This window comes from Pseudoalteromonas sp. S3431, from assembly GCF_000690035.1.
Taxonomy (GTDB): domain Bacteria; phylum Pseudomonadota; class Gammaproteobacteria; order Enterobacterales; family Alteromonadaceae; genus Pseudoalteromonas; species Pseudoalteromonas fuliginea.
In genome coordinates, this window is record NZ_JJNY01000062.1 from 1 (window position 1) to 17,614 (window position 17,614).

At 39.6% G+C, this 17,614-nt stretch carries 21 protein-coding genes; 6 read left to right on the top strand and 15 right to left on the bottom strand.

The genetic code is table 11. The features are described from left to right. The first annotated feature begins 451 nt into the window (after nt 1-451). Nucleotides 452-997 (top strand): gamma carbonic anhydrase family protein, encoded by a 546-nt coding sequence (locus tag DO88_RS04705; RefSeq protein WP_007377621.1) that lies wholly within the window; start codon nt 452-454, stop codon nt 995-997. On the opposite strand, the gene DO88_RS04700 is transcribed toward DO88_RS04705, so the two are convergent. Continuing rightward, entirely contained in the window at nt 989-1,243 is a 255-nt protein-coding gene (locus DO88_RS04700; RefSeq protein WP_007377622.1) for a DUF1488 family protein, read from the bottom strand. The two genes, DO88_RS04705 and DO88_RS04700, sit on opposite strands and share 9 nt — an antisense overlap. Beyond that, entirely contained in the window at nt 1,240-2,064 is an 825-nt protein-coding gene (gene aroE / locus DO88_RS04695; RefSeq protein WP_007377623.1) for a shikimate dehydrogenase, read from the bottom strand. The genes DO88_RS04700 and aroE overlap by 4 nt, the downstream gene beginning before the upstream one ends. A 53-nt stretch (nt 2,065-2,117) precedes the next feature. Here aroE and DO88_RS04690 point away from each other — a divergent pair, with 53 nt between their 5' ends. After that, a complete protein-coding gene (locus tag DO88_RS04690; RefSeq protein WP_004335148.1) occupies nt 2,118-2,555 on the top strand; it encodes a group II truncated hemoglobin in 438 nt (145 codons plus the stop codon). Nucleotides 2,556-2,617: 62 nt separating this feature from the next. Here DO88_RS04690 and hemF read toward each other — a convergent pair whose 3' ends face one another. The 6 genes from hemF to DO88_RS04660 all read right to left on the bottom strand — a co-directional run bounded on the left by hemF (nt 2,618) and on the right by DO88_RS04660 (nt 7,568). Beyond that, on the bottom strand, nt 2,618-3,568 hold the full coding sequence (gene hemF / locus DO88_RS04685; protein ID WP_007377624.1) for an oxygen-dependent coproporphyrinogen oxidase: 951 nt from the start codon (nt 3,566-3,568) through the stop codon (nt 2,618-2,620). Nucleotide 3,569: 1 nt separating this feature from the next. Next, nucleotides 3,570-4,133 (bottom strand): L-threonylcarbamoyladenylate synthase, encoded by a 564-nt coding sequence (locus DO88_RS04680; RefSeq protein ID WP_007377625.1) that lies wholly within the window; start codon nt 4,131-4,133, stop codon nt 3,570-3,572. Between the two features lie 25 nt (nt 4,134-4,158). After that, nucleotides 4,159-4,734, bottom strand: coding sequence for a DNA topoisomerase family protein (locus DO88_RS04675; protein WP_007377626.1), 576 nt, complete (start codon nt 4,732-4,734; stop codon nt 4,159-4,161). A gap of 114 nt (nt 4,735-4,848) precedes the next feature. After that, nucleotides 4,849-5,322 carry a DUF494 family protein gene (locus tag DO88_RS04670; protein ID WP_007377627.1) on the bottom strand — a complete coding sequence of 158 codons (474 nt, stop codon included), beginning with the start codon at nt 5,320-5,322 and terminating at the stop codon, nt 4,849-4,851. Between the two features lies 1 nt (nt 5,323). After that, entirely contained in the window at nt 5,324-6,415 is a 1,092-nt protein-coding gene (gene dprA / locus DO88_RS04665) for a DNA-processing protein DprA (protein ID WP_033040315.1), read from the bottom strand. 31 nt (nt 6,416-6,446) lie between these two features. Further along, complete coding sequence (locus DO88_RS04660) at nt 6,447-7,568, bottom strand: LysM peptidoglycan-binding domain-containing protein (RefSeq protein ID WP_033040316.1); 1,122 nt, start codon at nt 7,566-7,568, stop codon at nt 6,447-6,449. A 118-nt stretch (nt 7,569-7,686) separates the two neighbouring features. Between DO88_RS04660 and def the strand changes: the two genes are divergently transcribed. The 4 genes from def (at nt 7,687) to trkA (ending at nt 11,909) form a co-directional block, all read left to right on the top strand. Then, nucleotides 7,687-8,193: a peptide deformylase gene (gene def / locus DO88_RS04655; protein ID WP_007377631.1), complete on the top strand. Its 507-nt coding sequence runs from the start codon at nt 7,687-7,689 to the stop codon at nt 8,191-8,193. A gap of 21 nt (nt 8,194-8,214) precedes the next feature. Further along, nucleotides 8,215-9,168, top strand: coding sequence for a methionyl-tRNA formyltransferase (gene fmt, locus DO88_RS04650; RefSeq protein ID WP_033040317.1), 954 nt, complete (start codon nt 8,215-8,217; stop codon nt 9,166-9,168). Continuing rightward, on the top strand, nt 9,161-10,456 hold the full coding sequence (rsmB, locus tag DO88_RS04645) for a 16S rRNA (cytosine(967)-C(5))-methyltransferase RsmB (RefSeq protein WP_033040320.1): 1,296 nt from the start codon (nt 9,161-9,163) through the stop codon (nt 10,454-10,456). Before fmt ends, rsmB begins: the two co-directional genes overlap by 8 nt. 76 nt (nt 10,457-10,532) lie before the next feature. Further along, nucleotides 10,533-11,909, top strand: a complete 1,377-nt coding sequence (trkA, locus tag DO88_RS04640; RefSeq protein ID WP_007377634.1) for a Trk system potassium transporter TrkA — start codon at nt 10,533-10,535, stop codon at nt 11,907-11,909. A 76-nt stretch (nt 11,910-11,985) separates the two neighbouring features. Here trkA and DO88_RS04635 read toward each other — a convergent pair whose 3' ends face one another. From DO88_RS04635 to pepQ, 7 genes are all read right to left on the bottom strand, one after another. Continuing rightward, nucleotides 11,986-12,201: a calmodulin gene (locus DO88_RS04635; protein WP_007377635.1), complete on the bottom strand. Its 216-nt coding sequence runs from the start codon at nt 12,199-12,201 to the stop codon at nt 11,986-11,988. A 101-nt stretch (nt 12,202-12,302) separates the two neighbouring features. After that, entirely contained in the window at nt 12,303-12,515 is a 213-nt protein-coding gene (locus DO88_RS04630; RefSeq protein ID WP_007377636.1) for a calmodulin, read from the bottom strand. A gap of 138 nt (nt 12,516-12,653) precedes the next feature. Then, nucleotides 12,654-12,866, bottom strand: a complete 213-nt coding sequence (locus DO88_RS04625) for an EF-hand domain-containing protein (protein WP_008138052.1) — start codon at nt 12,864-12,866, stop codon at nt 12,654-12,656. A 466-nt stretch (nt 12,867-13,332) separates the two neighbouring features. Continuing rightward, the gene (locus DO88_RS04620) at nt 13,333-13,986 is read right to left on the bottom strand and encodes a flagellar brake domain-containing protein (protein ID WP_033040323.1); all 654 of its coding nucleotides are present in this window, start codon (nt 13,984-13,986) and stop codon (nt 13,333-13,335) included. A gap of 43 nt (nt 13,987-14,029) precedes the next feature. Further along, a complete protein-coding gene (locus tag DO88_RS04615) occupies nt 14,030-15,481 on the bottom strand; it encodes a TrkH family potassium uptake protein (protein ID WP_007377639.1) in 1,452 nt (483 codons plus the stop codon). Nucleotides 15,482-15,577: 96 nt separating this feature from the next. Continuing rightward, nucleotides 15,578-16,192, bottom strand: coding sequence for a YigZ family protein (locus tag DO88_RS04610; protein ID WP_033040325.1), 615 nt, complete (start codon nt 16,190-16,192; stop codon nt 15,578-15,580). Between the two features lie 88 nt (nt 16,193-16,280). Next, on the bottom strand, nt 16,281-17,603 hold the full coding sequence (gene pepQ / locus DO88_RS04605; protein WP_033040327.1) for a Xaa-Pro dipeptidase: 1,323 nt from the start codon (nt 17,601-17,603) through the stop codon (nt 16,281-16,283). Between the last annotated feature and the right edge of the window lie 11 nt (nt 17,604-17,614).

Sequence of the window (17,614 nt, forward strand, 5' to 3'; positions counted from 1 at the left end):
GCTCAATAAAGAACGAAGTAGGTTGGCTGTTAGAACTCAATCTGTACGAGTGCCCACACAGATGATTGCTTTATATTGTTAAAGAACGTTTTGATTCGCTTTAGCGTCTCAAGGGATGCGAATAATACACCCTTTATTTTTCGAGTCAACACTTAGTTTTAAACTTTCTTTTTAGAAGATTTAAAACCAAAGTTTTATTTAACTCTCTGAGTAGTTTATGCCTTGCTATGCTTCGGCGTTTCCCGTCTCAGTGGGGTCGCATTATAGGGAGAACAGATTTTTACGCAAGCACTTTTTTAAAGAAAAAGTAAAAAAAGATGCTGTTCGGTCAGTATCTGAACTAAACACCCTGAAACTGATAGTTTTGTAACCAAACAGTGCACTGTATGGTACAAAAATCACCTTGCTGATACACTCAAAGCTAATAACTATTATCTAAAAGGTACTAAATATGGCAATCCGTTCTTATAAAGGTATAACACCTTCGTTTAATTCGTCTGTTTATATTGATGAGTCTTCAGTTTTGGTTGGTGATATTACTTTAGGTGATAATAGTAGTGTTTGGCCTTTAGTAGCTGCACGTGGTGATGTTAACTATATACGTATTGGTAAGCGCTCCAATATACAAGATGGCAGTGTATTGCATTTATCTCGTGCAACTAAAAGCAACCCTGATGGTTATCCACTTATTATAGGTGACGATGTAACTGTTGGTCATAAGGTAATGCTGCACGGATGTGTATTAGGAAACCGTATACTAGTAGGTATGGGCGCTATTATTATGGATAACGTGGTTGTTGAAGACGATGTAATTATAGGTGGCGGCTCTTTAGTACCACCAAACAAACGTTTAGAGTCTGGTTACTTATATGTAGGAAGTCCGGCTAAGCAAGCCCGCCCTCTTACAGAGCAAGAACTTGCCTTTTTAAAAATATCTGCCGATAACTATGTGTCACTTAAAGATGAATACTTAGCTGAAATAGCTAACTTAAGTTAATAAACTTACTTCAATTTGGCCTGCCGAGTTATAGCTTTCTTCTTCGATAAGCTCCTCGGCACGTTCTTCATAATCAAAACGATACTGTTCAAAATATTCTGTTGCGTGACTTTCGTCTGTTAATTTAAGTGTATTTACTTCTATTATGCATTCCACCAGCATGCCACTAACTTGTGCAAAAAAGACTAGCTGATGATCGGGCTCTCTAAATTCGAGCCTATCTATAAACTGTATTGCCTGATTCATTTAAGCGTTCCTTGTTTGAGCGCATCCACTACGGGAAGTATTTCTGGCATTTTATTACGCCATACATAATATGCTTGAGCAGCTTGACCAACTAACATACCGCTGCCATCTAAAAGCTTAGCGTTAATATTATGCTGTGCAATCCAATTCATAAAAATGGTATTTTGCAGTGAATAAAACATGTCATAAGCGACTTCACAGTTAGTTATGTGTTTTTCATCAAGAGCTGGAAGTTCGTTATTCATACTGCTAGAGGTAGAGTTTATAATTAGTGAGTAATCGCTTACTGGTAAATCATCAAAACCAAAACCAGATACAGCTCCATATTGAATAAACAGTTTTGCGAGTTCTTTGGCTTTTTGTGCTGTGCGATTAACGATTATTATTTCCTGAGGGTTATGCTCTAGCAAAGGTAAAATAACGCCTCGAGCTGCACCGCCCGCGCCAATAATTAAAATACGTTTATCAGTTATGGCTACTTTATTAGCAAGTAAATCATTTACAAAGCCCACACCATCGGTGTTATCTCCGAGTAATGTGCCATCATCTCGTTTTTTTAATGTATTAACAGCCCCTGCAATTTTAGCTAATGGCGTAAGCTCATCGGCCATTGCATAGGCTTGCTCTTTAAATGGCATTGTAACGTTAGCACCCACACCACCTTGCTCAAAAAAAGACAATACTGTTTTTTCAAAGTTATCGATAGGTGCTAATATTGCGCGATAGTCGATTTGCTCACCCAGTGATACAGCAAATTGTTTATGTATCGTGGGGGATTTTGAATGTTTAATTGGATTTCCAAAAACCGCATATTTGTCCATTTTAAAGCAACCTCTTTGCAGTTATATACTGCCTATTAACGATGATAAGTAATATGATTAAACGACTTTTTTCTAAATCTAAGCCAGCTCCTGAGCAACAGGCTCCTACTCCTGAAAAAACACCGTATGAAATAATAGGTGGAGAGAAAGGTGCGCGTGCTATTTCTAATCGATTCTACGACATAATGGAGTCAGATGAATACGCTAAACCGTTATATGATATGCATCCTCTGCCATTAGATCGAATTCGCCAAGTATTTTTTGAATTTTTATCTGGTTGGTTAGGCGGGCCAAACCTATTTACAGAAAAACATGGTCAGCCAATGCTACGTAAACGCCATATGCCTTTTACTGTAGACAAAGCATTGCGCGATCAGTGGATGTACTGCATGAATAAAACGTTGGATATAGAAATAGACAATCCGTTGTTACGTGAAGGATTAAAACAATCATTCTCTCAACTAGCAACGCACATGATCAATCAGCATTAAATTTATATTTAGCATAATGCAAAAAGGCGCTAATTAGCGCCTTTTTGATTACTGTGTAATTGTTATAATTGCCATTCTCTGGCGATTAATTCATTAGACTGGCTAGTTAACCACTCTTGCGGGCGTAAGTAATACTGATATAGGTTAGCTTCTGGGCTACTTGGTTCTGGTTTATAATTATATTCCCAGCGTGCAAGTGGTGGCATAGACATTAATATAGATTCTGTACGCCCGCCACTTTGTAGCCCAAACAACGTACCTCTATCCCATACTAAATTAAACTCTACATAACGTCCGCGACGATAAAGCTGAAAATCACGTTGTTGCTCTGTGTATTCGTCATTTTTACGACGTTCAATAATAGGTAAATAGGCATCTAAAAAGCCATTACCAACCGATTGCATAAACGCAAAACTCTTTTCAAAACCAAGTTCGTTTAAATCGTCAAAAAACAAACCGCCTACTCCGCGCGTCTCGTCTCTGTGCTTTAAATAAAAATACTCGTCGCACCATGTTTTATATTTTGGATAAACTTCACTACCAAATGGCGCACAAATGTCGTGAGCAACTTGATGCCAATGCTGTACGTCTTCTAATACTGGATAAAAAGGAGTGAGATCAAACCCGCCACCAAACCACCATATTGGCTCTTCGCCTTCTTTTTCGGCTATAAAAAAGCGCACATTGGCATGACTTGTTGGTACATGAGGGTTTTTAGGGTGAATAACTAACGACACACCACACGCATGAAAGCTACGCCCTGCAAGCTCTGGTCTGTGTGCTGTTGCTGAACCAGGCATTGAGGCGCCAAATACATGAGAGTAATTAACTCCACCTTGCTCTATTACAGTACCATTTGTGGTTACACGTGTGCGACCACCACCGCCTTCTGCTCGCTGCCAGTTATCTTCTATAAATTTAGCACTGCCATCTGCAGCCTCCAAACCTTTGCAAATAGTGTCTTGCAAAGCCATAAAGTATGCTTTTACTTGATCTAATAATTCGCTTTGCATATTAACCTCTAAATATTTTGCCCGTCATGGCGTCTTTTATTGTGCTTGGTTGAGTATTGCCACCTAACGCCTCGTCAACGTAAAAGCCAACTTGTTCTGTAAATTGCGCTTTGGCTTGATCAATACTAATTACCGTTTCTTGACCGGTTAAGTTTGCACTGGTTGATACTAGTGGCTTACCAAACTCTTGGCACAAGCGTTTTACTGTTGGATGGTTTGTTACTCTTACTGCAATGGTATCAAACTGCCCTGTGAGCCATTTAGGCGTATTTTTAGATGCAGGCATAACCCATGTAATTGCAGCAGGCCAACTCGAAAAAATATCAGCGCGTTTATCCATTGGTATTTTTGCATCATCTACGTATTTTAATAATTGTCCGTAGTTATCAGCGATTAAAATTAGCCCTTTTTCAACCGGGCGCTGCTTAATAGCTAATAGTGCTTCAACGGCTTGTTGATTATCTGGATCACAACCTAAACCATATACAGCTTCTGTTGGGTATAAAATAACTTCGCCTTGCGTTAAGCATGTTATTGCAGTGGGCGTATTTGAAAGGTCTGACAAAGTAGTCTCCAGATATAATTAAACGTTATTCAGTTGAGGTGAGCTTATGCATGCAGCTTTTTTGTGGGCATTGCAATAATATGCCGTTTGCCATATTTCTTTCTATGACGATAGGCCAATCACATTCAGGACACGGATGTTCAACCGGTTTATTATTAAGCGTGTATTTACAACTTGGGTAGCAATCACAAGAATAAAATACTTTACCAAACTTATTACTGCGCGCGACTAAATGACCTTTTTTGCATTTAGGGCAACTAGGCAAAGTATCTTCGCTTTGCTTTTCTTCATTTTCGTTAGCAATGTAATGACACTCTGGATAACCCGTACACCCAATAAACATACCATAGCGGCCATTTTTAACCACCAACGGTTTGCTACACTCAGGACATGCTGAATCTTCTAATATTTTTATTTCGTTGCTGTCGTGATGTGCCAATGGCCTAATAAAGTCGCATTTGGGATAACTTGCGCATCCTAAAAAAGGGCCTGATTTACTATTGCGGATCACTAACTCTGAACCACACTGTGGGCATATCTCGTATTCTTTTTCGAGGGCGTGCTTGTTCGCCGAGAAAAGCGAATGGTCGATTTTACTCATGGTGATCCTAATAGGTTGGTGAATTTTCGCCTAATATACCCAAACCACTTAAAGATACAAGCAATGCCGTGCTTATCCGTTTAAGTAATTTGAGTACAATCAAGATAATTATCTCTAATGAAGAAGTTCGCTGGGTTCATCAAAAATCAAATCTTCCATTTGCTCATATGCCTCTTCAGAGCCAGGAACATTAAATAAGATCATAAGTACAATCCATTTTAAATCCTCTAAGCTTATAGTTGCTTTATCGAGAGAGGCTAAACAGTCCATTACCATTTCACGAGTTACATTATTGATTACGCCTATTTGCTCAATAAACATTAAAAAGCCACGACATTCAGCACTGAGCCTTTGGCATTCACTATCGGTAAATATACGCACAGCATCTTTAGGGTTAGTAATAAGATAAGGAGACTCGTCGCTGTGTTGTAAATCGGCTAATTGCTCTAACCAATCGAGTGCTTTAAATATCTCGGGCTTATGAAAGCCCGCACGCAGTAGCTCATCGGTTAACTCATTTTGCTCGGCAAATATATCCGCTTCGCTATGAATGTAATTTTCAAAAAGATACAAAAGAATATCAAACATATTACCTTCCTGCGCTTAACTTGATGTAACCATCTAACACTCGCTCAATCTGATCGTCTAGCTCTAAATCGAGCAACCTACTAAGTACTTTATCTATTGGCCACTGCGCACGACGCACAATGTCATCTACACTGGTTACTTCAAAGCCAATACTATTTAAAACCTCACATTGAGAATTGGCTTGAATCGGCTGCTCTTTATTACATACATTATTGTCGTAAGTGAAACTCACCTCATCAAGAATGTCAGCCACGTTTTCTACCAGCTTAGCACCTTGCTTTATTAAAAAGTGACTTGCCTGCGCTAACGGGTTTTTAATAGACCCCGGTACTGCAAATACCTCTTTATTTTGTTCAAGCGCATAGCGTACTGTAATTAACGAACCACTTTTAATTTCAGCCTCAACAATAAGCACTCCTAACGATAACCCAGAAATAATACGATTACGACGCGGAAAGTTATGCGCATGAGCAGCTGTGCCTGGTAAAAACTCACTCACCAGCAAACCGCTTTCTAAAACTTGGTCTGTTAATAGTTTATGGCGTTTGGGATAGTAAATATCAACCCCAGTACCAAGCACCGCTATGGTTTTCCCCGTACCAGCAAGAGAGCCTTTATGTGCTGCACCATCTATTCCCCGCGCCATACCTGAAGTAACTGTAATACCCGCCAAAGTTAACTCGTATGCAAATTCTGAGGCTATTTCAAGCCCAGTAGGGGTAGCATTACGGCTGCCAACAATTGCAATTTGTGGCGTTGATAATAACGAGACATCTCCCCTGCAAAATAGTAATAAAGGCGCACTGGCAATCTGCCGGAGATCTTCTGGGTAAAGCGCATCAAAAATACAGACAACAGTAATGTTGTTTAGCGCTATTAATTGCTCATAATGACTGACTTGTTGCCAATTGGTGTTGAGTAAATTACTCGCTTGATTAGCGGTTAACCCAAGCTGTAAAAGCTTGTCATGAGATAAGTCGAATAACGACCCAAGGGAATAGTTTGTAGATAGTGCTAAAAGGGTTTTTATACCCAACCCTTTACACATATAAAAGGCAAGCCAGTGGGCTAGCTTGCCAGATGACTGATCCATGCACTCTCCTAGAGCACCGACTCGCTACTTCTTAATGAATAACTGCAATATCTCCAATGCGAATTGGGTGCTGGTTTTTAGTTATTAATGCATAACTTACTTTGTCATACACTTTAAAGACAATTAGCTCACCAACTTTTTCTTTAGGCATAGCCCAAACGGTACTGTTTTCGTCTGCTTCTAAGCCTAAAAACTCACTGGTGTCTGATACCAGTTTTTCAAAGCTACTGGAGTCTTCAGGATAACGAGGCCCTCGCCGTCCATCAATTACACCTGGTGATTGACGTTCAATATCTAATATGTGACCTGGTTCTACTTGTTGTTCTGAACCTAAGTTTAGCACCACAATGTCCATCGTGCTGAATTCCCGACTGTGATTAGCAGAAGCAATGACCGCACCTTCAACAGGCTGTTTAGGTCGGTGCATATTAAAGTATGCTGGCAACATTTGTCCCTGCATTAGAGGTAATAAAAAATCGCCTTGTTTAATTTCACGCTTAACCGACTCAACCCTTACTGAAGCTGGCACACCGTTGGTGATATCCCCTCGCCTAAATACACGTACCACCCCAACAAAGCTTGCTTTATTAGCTAGTGCAGTATTTGTTTTAGGATCAACATAAGGTTCGCCTTTATGGTAAATGGCGTAAGCCTGATTTAATTTTAAATCACCATTTATATATAAAATATGACCCAGTGTCTGTGTTTTAGTATTTTGATTTGCGCCCAAAACATATGGCTTATTATCTATTTCGTCGCTATTAATTGCTTGCTCATACGTCAAGTAAGGTTTAATTAGTTCAAGTGGCAATGTTGTAACTGCATTTTTACCTTTAGGGGTAATACGCCCCTGCGGAGAAAGCTTTCTGTATGCTTTATTTATCACTAAACGAGGTTTTCCGTCTGCATCGTAAACTAATGTTAGCGCATCCCCTGGGTAAATAAGATTTGGGTTGTTTATTTGAGGATTCATTTGCCATAATTCTGGCCATAGCCAAGGTTTATTTAAATAAATACCAGAGATATCCCAGAGCGTGTCTCCTTTTTTTACAACATACTGTTTTGGCGCGTCTTTTTTTATTTCCAACACATCTGCAACTGCCGGAAAAGCAGCACTTAATGCAAGCATGATTGCAACTAACGGGGATCTCATTGAGCTTCCTTGTATTGTTTTTTCATTATTATTGCCCAAAACCTGTTAAAGGTGAACGTGAATGGCTAAAATAAGAGCATACAATACCCTAAATTAAGCACAAGTGAAAAAGGTAACTATGGCTAGGTTAGAAGTTTTAAGATTTCCAGATGAACGTTTACGTACAATAGCAAAAGAAGTTGCTCAAGTTGACGATACAGTACGCCAAATTGTTAAAGATATGCTGGAAACTATGTATGATGAAAATGGTATAGGGCTTGCTGCTACACAAGTAGATATCCATCAACGAATTGTTGTTATTGACGTATCAGAAGAGCGTGATGAGCCACTGGTATTGATTAATCCACAAATCATCAAAAAAGATGGCTCAACTATTAGCGAAGAAGGCTGTTTATCAGTACCTAACTCGTATGCAAAAGTTGACCGCGCAGAAACAGTAACAGTCTCTGCACTTAACGAAAACGGTGAAGAGTTTGTACTAGATGCAGACGAACTGCTGGCCATTTGTATTCAACATGAACTAGATCACCTTCAAGGTAAGCTATTCATTGATTACTTATCTCCATTAAAGCGCCAACGTATTCGTAAAAAGCTTGAAAAAGAAGCCAAGTTTGCAGAACAGTAATAAGCACCTTAGGAAAACTCAGTGACTCAACCATTACGCATTATATTTGCCGGTACGCCGGACTTTGCCGCACGTCATTTACAAGCGCTGATACAAAGCGAACACCAAATAGTGGGTGTATATAGCCAACCAGATCGCCCTGCAGGTCGTGGTAAAAAATTAAAAGCCAGTGAAGTAAAAGCGCTAGCGCTTGAGCACGACTTACCGGTTTTTCAGCCACAGTCATTAAAAAGTGATGAAGCACTAGCAGAGCTAACAAGCTTAAATGCCGACATTATGATTGTTGTAGCGTATGGCTTAATTTTACCTAAAGCTATTTTAGAAGCTCCACGTTTAGGTTGTTTAAATGTGCATGGTTCTATATTACCGCGCTGGCGCGGTGCTGCACCTATTCAACGCGCAATTTGGGCAGGTGATGAACAAACCGGCGTAACAATAATGCAAATGGATGAAGGGCTAGATACCGGCGATATGCTACATATAAGCCGCTGCCCTATTAGCACGACAGAAACTAGCGCTAGTTTATATACCAAGCTTGCTGAACTAGGTCCAGATGCGTTAATTGAAACCATTAATAAATTAGCTAATGGTGAGCTCACGCCTGAACCTCAAAACGATGAACTTGCTAACTACGCTAAAAAGCTTTCTAAAGAGGAAGCTAATATAGACTGGTCCATGAGTGCGCTGCAAATTGAGCGAAACATTCGCTCTTTTAACCCATGGCCTGTGTGCTTTACTCAAATGAGTGGACAAACAGTAAAGATTTATCAAGCGCAGGTTACCTCGCAATCAGGTAATCCTGGGCAAATTTTATCAAGCGACAAAAATGGCGTAGTAGTGGCGTGTGGTGAACATGCTTTATGTATTACGCAATTACAACCGCAAGGTAAAAAACCAATGGCAATTAACGACTTTTTAAATGGTCGTAGTGACTGGGTTACCCCTGGCACAGTATTAGGCGAAAACAATGAGTAATGTTCAAAACGTACGAGCGCTTGCCGCTGAAACTTTATATAACGTAGTTGATAAAGGCGCTTCGCTTAATCAAGAACTGCCATTTGCTAGCCAAGGCTTACCACCAAAAGACAAAGCGCTACTACAACAAATTTGTTATGGCGTTTTACGCTACTTACCTAGCCTTGAAAACTACTGCCAACATTTAGTGGAAGATCCACTAAAAGGTAAACGCAGAATATTTCAATTTTTATTATATGTAGGTATTTATCAACTACAACACATGCGTGTACCGCCGCACGCAGCAATATCTGAAACTGTAAATGCACTTGCTCAATTACGTGCTTTAGGTTTAAAAGGGCTTATTAACGCTATATTACGTAGTTTTCAACGCCAGCAAATTGAGCTTGAAGAAAAAGCGAAGCTTATCCCTGTGTGTTTATACAACCACCCTAATTGGTTTATCAAACAAGTAAAAGAGGCCTACCCAGATAGTTGGGAAGACATACTTGCAGAAAACCAACAACAAGCACCTATGTGGTTACGTGTAAATCAAGCACAATATAGCACGCAAGAATACAGCGATATGCTAACGGCGAACGATATTGAACATACCTTAAATCCTGACTTTATAGACGGAATTAAGCTCGCTAAACCACGCGATGTATTTTCCTTACCAGAGTTTGATACAGGTGCATGTTCAGTACAAGATGCCGCAGCACAACTTGCAGCACGCTTTTTAGAGCCTAAAGCAGATGACACTATTTTAGATGCCTGTGCAGCACCTGGCGGAAAAACCTGTCACATATTAGAACTTGCTGACGCAGACGTACTTGCACTCGATAGCGACTCAACTCGACTTGAACGTGTTAAGCAAAACCTTACCCGTATTGGCTTAGGTGCAGACTTGCAATGTGGTGATGCCTCGCAACCACATACTTGGTGGGACGAAAAATTATTTGATCGTATTTTGCTTGATGTGCCTTGTTCGGCCACTGGTGTAATTCGCCGCCACCCTGACATAAAATGGTTACGTCGCGCATCAGACATCGAAGATTTAGCTAAGTTACAAGGTGATATACTCAATAGTATTTGGCCACTTTTAAAACCAGGTGGTACATTGGTATACGCTACATGTTCGGTTCTTCCACAAGAAAATCAGCAACAAGTAGCTAAGTTTTTAGCTAATAATGACGATGCAGAGCACATTCCTCTGCATGACAAAGACACCGTTACAATGCCAGGGTTACAGCTACTACCAGGCGAAAGCGATGGATTTTATTACGCTAAGCTAGTTAAAAAAATCTAAAATTAATGAACTGTAAATTAGCCATTTTTATAATTTAAAAATGGCTCTTAATTGCTACTTATAACACGGGTAAATAATGAAAATAATCATACTCGGTGCTGGCCAAGTAGGCGCAACACTCGCTGAGAATTTAGTAGGCGAACAGAATGAAATTACAGTCGTTGATATAGATGGTAACCGATTACGTGAACTTCAAGATAAGTACGACTTACAAGGTGTAGTAGGACACAGTGCGCATCCTGATGTATTACGTCAAGCTGGAGCTGAAGACGCCGATATGGTTATTGCAGTAACCAGTTCAGATGAAGTAAACATGGTTGCATGCCAAGTGGCGTACAGTATTTTTAAAACGCCCACTAAAATTGCCCGTATTCGCTCAGAGCAATATTTAAAATACCGCGAGAAACTTTTTCAGAACGACGACTTGCCAATCGATCATTACATTGCCCCAGAAGCACTCGTGACCAAGTACATTCGTCGCTTAATCGACTACCCTGGCGCATTACAGGTATTGCAGTTTGCCGATGGCATGCTCTCGTTAGTTGCAGTGAAAGCCTATTATGGCGGTTTACTCGTCGGTTATGCATTGTCTGCACTTAAAGAACACATCCCTAATGTAGAAACCCGTGTTGCCGCTATTTACCGCCAAGGTAAAGCAATCAAACCACTAGGTACAACGGTCATTGAAGCCGATGACGAAGTATTTTTTATTGCCGCTACAAAACATATACGCGCAGTAATGAACGAACTACAAAAACTTGAACGTTCTTACAAAAAAATTATGATTGCGGGTGGCGGTAATATTGGCGCGGGCCTTGCCCGCTCACTTGAAAAAAACCACACAGTTAAATTAATTGAGCGTAGCAAAGAGCGTGCTGAGCAACTCTCAGAAATGCTAGATAACACAGTTGTATTTTGTGGTGACGCATCAGATCAAGAATTACTCTCAGAAGAGCATATTGATCAAGTTGATGTATTTATTGCCGTAACCAATGACGATGAAGCAAATATTATGTCAGCCATGCTTGCAAAACGTATGGGCGCACAAAAAACAATGGTACTTATTCAGCGTGGTGCTTACGTTGATTTAGTACAAGGGGGAGAAATAGACATTGCCATATCTCCTCAACAAGCCACCATTTCGGCATTACTAACACATGTACGTCGTGGCGACATTGTTAACGTCTACTCATTACGCAAAGGTGCAGCAGAGGCGATTGAAGCGGTAGCCCATGGTGATGAGAATACATCAAAGGTGGTTGGCCGTGCTATTGCAGATATAAAACTTCCTGCAGGTACAACGATTGGGGCAATTGTACGAAATGACGACGTACTCATTGCTCATGACGACACCATTATTATGTCAGGCGATCACGTTATTATGTTTTTAATCGATAAAAAACACATTAATGTGGTAGAAAAACTATTTCAGGTAAGTGCTATATTTTTGTAGTCTTATGACGTAGAAAAAGCCGCTGGCGAAGGCGGCTTTAATCGCTGATAATCGCGTGTTAATTATCATTTTAGAGTTACTGTACTTTTGCAAACTCTTCTTTAGAAAGCTCACCATTCCCGTCAGTGTCTAAGTCATCAAATAATTTCACTAACTGCGCGTTAACTTGCGCTTCTTGCTTGGTGATAACCCCGTCACTATCGATATCAAAAGAGGCAAAATCAACGGCGGCATACGCAGCTGACGACGATGCTAAAATGATGACGGCCAGTGTTGTGTTTAATGTTTTCATAATAATTTCCTAAATAATAAAGAGGAAGTCCTTTTCAAAGATCCCTGACTGTGAAAAATGTTTAATCTGAAAAAAGATTAATTAACCTGAACTCTGGTTAACTAGTAATTAGCGAACTCTTCTTTAGAAAGCTCACCGCTACCGTCGGTATCTAGCTCGATAAATTCAGCCATTAAATCGGTGTCGACTGCCGCTTCACTTGGGCTAATTGTGCCGCTACCATCTATATCAAGGCTATTAAAGTCTGATGCTGCAAATACAACTGAAGAAGACGCTATAGCTATAAGTGCCAGTGCTTTATTTAAATGTTTCATAGTTTAATCCTTCAATGTTCTATCAAAAAAATTGCTTCGTTTAGCTTAAACGTAATTTTTCACTTCCTTGTTACCCTCTTTCGTAAGCTCCTTGCCTACTTAGGTTGTCTTTGGCAACTCAGGATAAATACTTGTTAATTAAGCTTCTGAAAATTCTTCTTTTGATAACTCACCATTTTGGTCAGTATCAAGTTCTGAGAACATGCTCATTAACTTTGCATCTACTGATGCTTCTGCTTGGCTAATTGTGCCACTGCCGTCTACATCAAGTGTATCAAAGTCTGTTGCAGCAAAAGCGGCTGAAGAAGATGCTAATGCAATAAGTGCTAGTGCTTTATTAATGCGTTTCATAATATGTATCCTTCAAATTTATGTGTGTGCGATTAAGGTGTCTTACTTTAAATCACGCTTAAGTTCAGTACACCATGACTATTACAACTTAGGTGCCAACTTTTAAAAACTGTTATTTTTCAAGTGGTTAATAGTATGAAATCGTGATGTGGATAAATTTCAAGTGCTTTCCTGTTGCTTTTTAGCAACACAGCGATATGAAAAAACAAAATAGACAATAAAAACAAGAGGTTAATTTAGATTAAAAAAACACAAATTATGAATTTAGATATTTTAAATGAGGTTTAAAGCAAAAATTTAGCTTTATTTTGGTTGGGTTTATTACATGAAATTAGATTATGGTAATCTTTTATTATTTTAAGCTACTGTTTTATATTATTTATTTAATTATTAAAAATAATAACCAAATAATTTTCATCTATAAAGCAGGCAATCGCTATTTTGTTGCAAAATAGCGAAATCTCTTTTAACCGACTTCGAATTCGAGCATGGAGGGATCAATAAAGTGCTCTTTCATAAAGGTATTCATTTCATCTTCACTGGCTATTAGTTTAATACCAAATCTGATCCCCGCATCATGCTCTTTAACGCTACACACTTCGCCTTCAAAATTTTGCGCACTGCTATCTAGCATAATAGTACATTGCATATCTTTTATACTTTCAAGCTCTTTATTACTTCTAACATCAAACATAACTCCCGTTAATGAGATATCTTTAATAACACCTTCGAGTACTCTGTCGTCACTTAGTTTTAGCTTTGCAGGTAATAAAGTAGGGATACGCGTTTGCGAACGCAAACTAAATAACTGAACCTGTTCAGGAAAGTTTATAAAAATAAGCCGAGCCGGATGAGAAGAAATAGACATAATTTTCTGACGAAACGCAATTACTTTCCCACCGCTGCCTTCTATTAAAGCCCTCACGACAACGGTTATACCGTCACGTAAATAATCACTTGCCGCAGGTAAGCGTTTTGAGCTTGGATAATTTAAAATGATAAATTTATCATCAAGTAATCCCACCATCTCAGTCTTAATGCGTTTACTACTGGTAGGCGTTAAAATTTCTAGGTCGACCAAGCTGCCAATAGTTATATTATTAAGATTACTTATTGGCATATTCTCTCCCTTGTAATGTATTTTTTAAATAAAACAGTTGGCTTTATCCACGCCAAAACGTTGGCGTAAATAACACAAGTAAAGTAAATATTTCTAACCGGCCAAACACCATCGCAATAGTAAGTAACCATTTAGCGCCATCAGTTATCGCGCCATAATGCGATGCTACATCACCCAAACCTGGACCTAAATTATTTAAACAAGCAGCAGTGGCAGAGAACGCCGTTATGTTATCCATACCCGTGCCCATAAGCGCTAGCATAATAATAATAAACACCAGCGCATAAGCAGAGAAAAAGCCCCACACAGCTTCTACCACTTTATCTGGCAACGCCTTTCGACCCAACTTAATTGAATATATAGCACGAGGATGCACCAAACGATTAAGCTCACGCACGCCCTGCAAATAAAGTAAAAATACGCGAACGACCTTCATACCACCACCGGTAGAGCCTGCACAGCCACCAATAAAGCTCGAAAATATAAGTAAAATAGGTAAAAACAAAGGCCATGTTGAAAAGTTATCAGTAGCAAAGCCTGCCGTTGTACTCATTGATACTGCTTGGAATAAAGCCTGATCGAGGGTTTCGTCGCCATTAGCATATATTTCATTTGACGAAAGCACCGTAAAACAAATAACTACAAGTGCAAGCTGAATGCATAGGAAAACTTTAAATTCAGGGTCACGTAAATAAACTCTTACGTTTCGGCTCGATACAGCGGCATAATGTAGCGAAAAATTAATTGCAGCAATAATTAAAAAGAATACACAAATAAAGTTAATGACAGGGCTATCAAAGTGACCTATCGATGCGTCATAAGTAGAAAAGCCGCCTATCGCCACTGTAGAAAATGCATGGCAGATAGCATCAAACCAGCTCATTCCTGCCGCCCAATAAGCGAGCATACATGTCAGCGTAAGCGACACATAAATGTACCAAAGATGCTTAGCTGTATCAGCAATCCGTGGAGTCATTTTTGAATCTTTTACCGGGCCTGGAATTTCAGCGCGGTACAACTGCATACCACCCACGCCTAACATAGGCAGTATAGCGACGGCGAGTACGATTATACCCATACCGCCAAACCACTGGAGTTGCTGGCGATAAAACAACACCGATTTGGGTAAATACTCAATACCGGTAAGCACTGTAGCGCCTGTGGTTGTTAAGCCAGAAAATGCTTCAAATACCGCATCAGCGAGCGATAAATTCGGTTCTTGTAAAAATATAAGCGGTAACGATGCAAATGCCCCAAGTACCAACCAAAACAAAACAACAATTAAAAAGCCTTCACGTGCTTTTAAGTCACCGTTTTCATGACGGTTTGGGTAATAAGCCATCATGCCAATAACAACACTAAAGATAAATGCTAAAACAAAAGGAACACCACCACCGTCTTTATATATTAAAGACACCAGTGCTGGGGGCACCATGGTAATACTAAACAGCGCAACGAGTTGGCCAAGAATTTTTATGATGGTACGAAATTGCATTTAGCTTATCGCTTTTATTATTAGTAAATTCAGGTTGAGTAGTATCAACCAAATTAAATAGAGTGAATATGCATTACATGCAATTTGTGTAGGTTATTACTCTTTAATCGTTAACTCAACTGCGCCGTGACTTAAATCAAAAATATCTTTGATTGCTTGCTGCGCTTCGCGGCTATCTATTGTAATCACCCATTCAATATTAGCAGTAAATTGCTTATCAATATTAAGCACTTGATACTTTGTTTTTAATAACTGCTCAATCGAGCCTTGCATGCTGTACTCGCTACTCCCTGTAATTTCAACACTGGGAACTTTAAGCACTGTTTGCAACTTCACTAACGCATTGTTTAGTGAGCCACCATAAGCACGTACTAGTCCGCCAGTGCCTAATTTTATGCCGCCAAAGTAACGTGTGACGACAGCTGTGATTTCGCCAAGGCCTGAACCCACCAGCACATTTAACATAGGCTTTCCTGCAGTGCCATTTGGTTCACCATCGTCCGAAAAACCATAAACATGGCTGCCACCGGGGTTGCCTGCCACATGTGCCCAACAGTTATGACGCGCATCGCTATACTTTTCTTCAATGCTTTTAATAAATGCTTTAGCTGAATTTAAATCGGGGGTGTGTGCAATGTGGACTATAAACGTACTTTTTTTAATTTCTTCTTGATGAAAAACGTCAGCAGCGGGGTATTTATATTCAGACATATTTTAAACTTGTAAAAAGGGGGCCAAAAGGCCCCTTTAAATAATGTACGTATTTTAACGTGTATAAACTAATTGGTGTTAACTAGAATTAATCGAGCGCTAAATCTCGTGTCATATTTTCTAAGCTATCTTCGTGAACAATAATGTTATCTTCAATACGAATGCCGCCAAATGGTTTAAATGACTCTACCTTTTCCCAGTTAATAAACTGCTTATTATCGGTTTGCGCTAAATCACCAAGCAGTGAATCAATAAAGTATAAACCAGGCTCAATAGTAAACACTTGGTTTTTTTCGATCAGGCGAGTACAACGCAAGAACGGATGCCCTTCAGGCGATGGCTGATGTGTGCCCTTTTCGTCACTCATAAAACCGCCCATATCATGCACTTGTAAACCTAGGTGATGTCCTAGTCCATGCGGGAAGAAAGTAGAGGTAATTTTACGCTCAACAATTTCTGTCGCGGGTAGGTTAACAATTTTAAAGTCACTGAGTATTTGTGCGATACGGTTATGGCATTCAACGTGTAAATCACCATAAAGCATACCCGGCTTTAAACCTTTACCTAACTCGATTTGTTGAACTGTCATCGCTTGTACAAGCTCAGCAAACTCACCTTGCTTTTTGAAATCATACGTACGAGTAATATCAGCGGCATAACCATTAAAGTTTGCACCGGCATCAATTAAAAATGAGTTATGAGTGTGTGGCGCTTTTGGATCAAAGTGCGTGTAATGCAAAATAGCGCAGTTTTCGTTAAGCGCAACAATGTTGCCGTACGGCATTTCATTTTCGCTTTGACGTGTCGCCATTAAATACGCTTGCTGAATATCGAACTCGCTACCACCATTAAAAAATGTATCGCGTGCAGCTTTATGCCCATCTACTGCAATGCGGTTAGCGTTGCGTAAACATTCAAGTTCGTACTGCGTTTTATAAGCGCGGTGGTAATGAAAATAGTTAAGTACAGGCTCAGGGTTCATAATACTAAAACCAAGGGCTTGCGCTACTTCAATGTATTCACCCATGTAAGCATATTTAGCTTTATCGTATGGTAATAACTTTTCTACTTGATCAGGTTGTAGCAATAGCTCTATATCAAAGTATTCAGCCCAAAAGTCGCGTGGCTCATCAGGCACTTTATGCCAAAAATCTACTGGACGATAAAATATGAGTTTTGGCTTGTCGCAGCCATTTACCACAATCCAGCAATGAGGATTATCAATAACCGGTAACCATGCTTTAAACTGTGGATTAACTTTAAATGGATAATACATATCATCTAAAAACTGGCGCTTAGCTTGGCCTGAATGAATTACTAATCCTTCTAACCCTTCGCTATTACAAATTGTACGAGTACGCTGTTGCAGTGTTGCAATATGTTCGGCGTATAAAACGGCTAATTTATCCATTGTTAATCCAT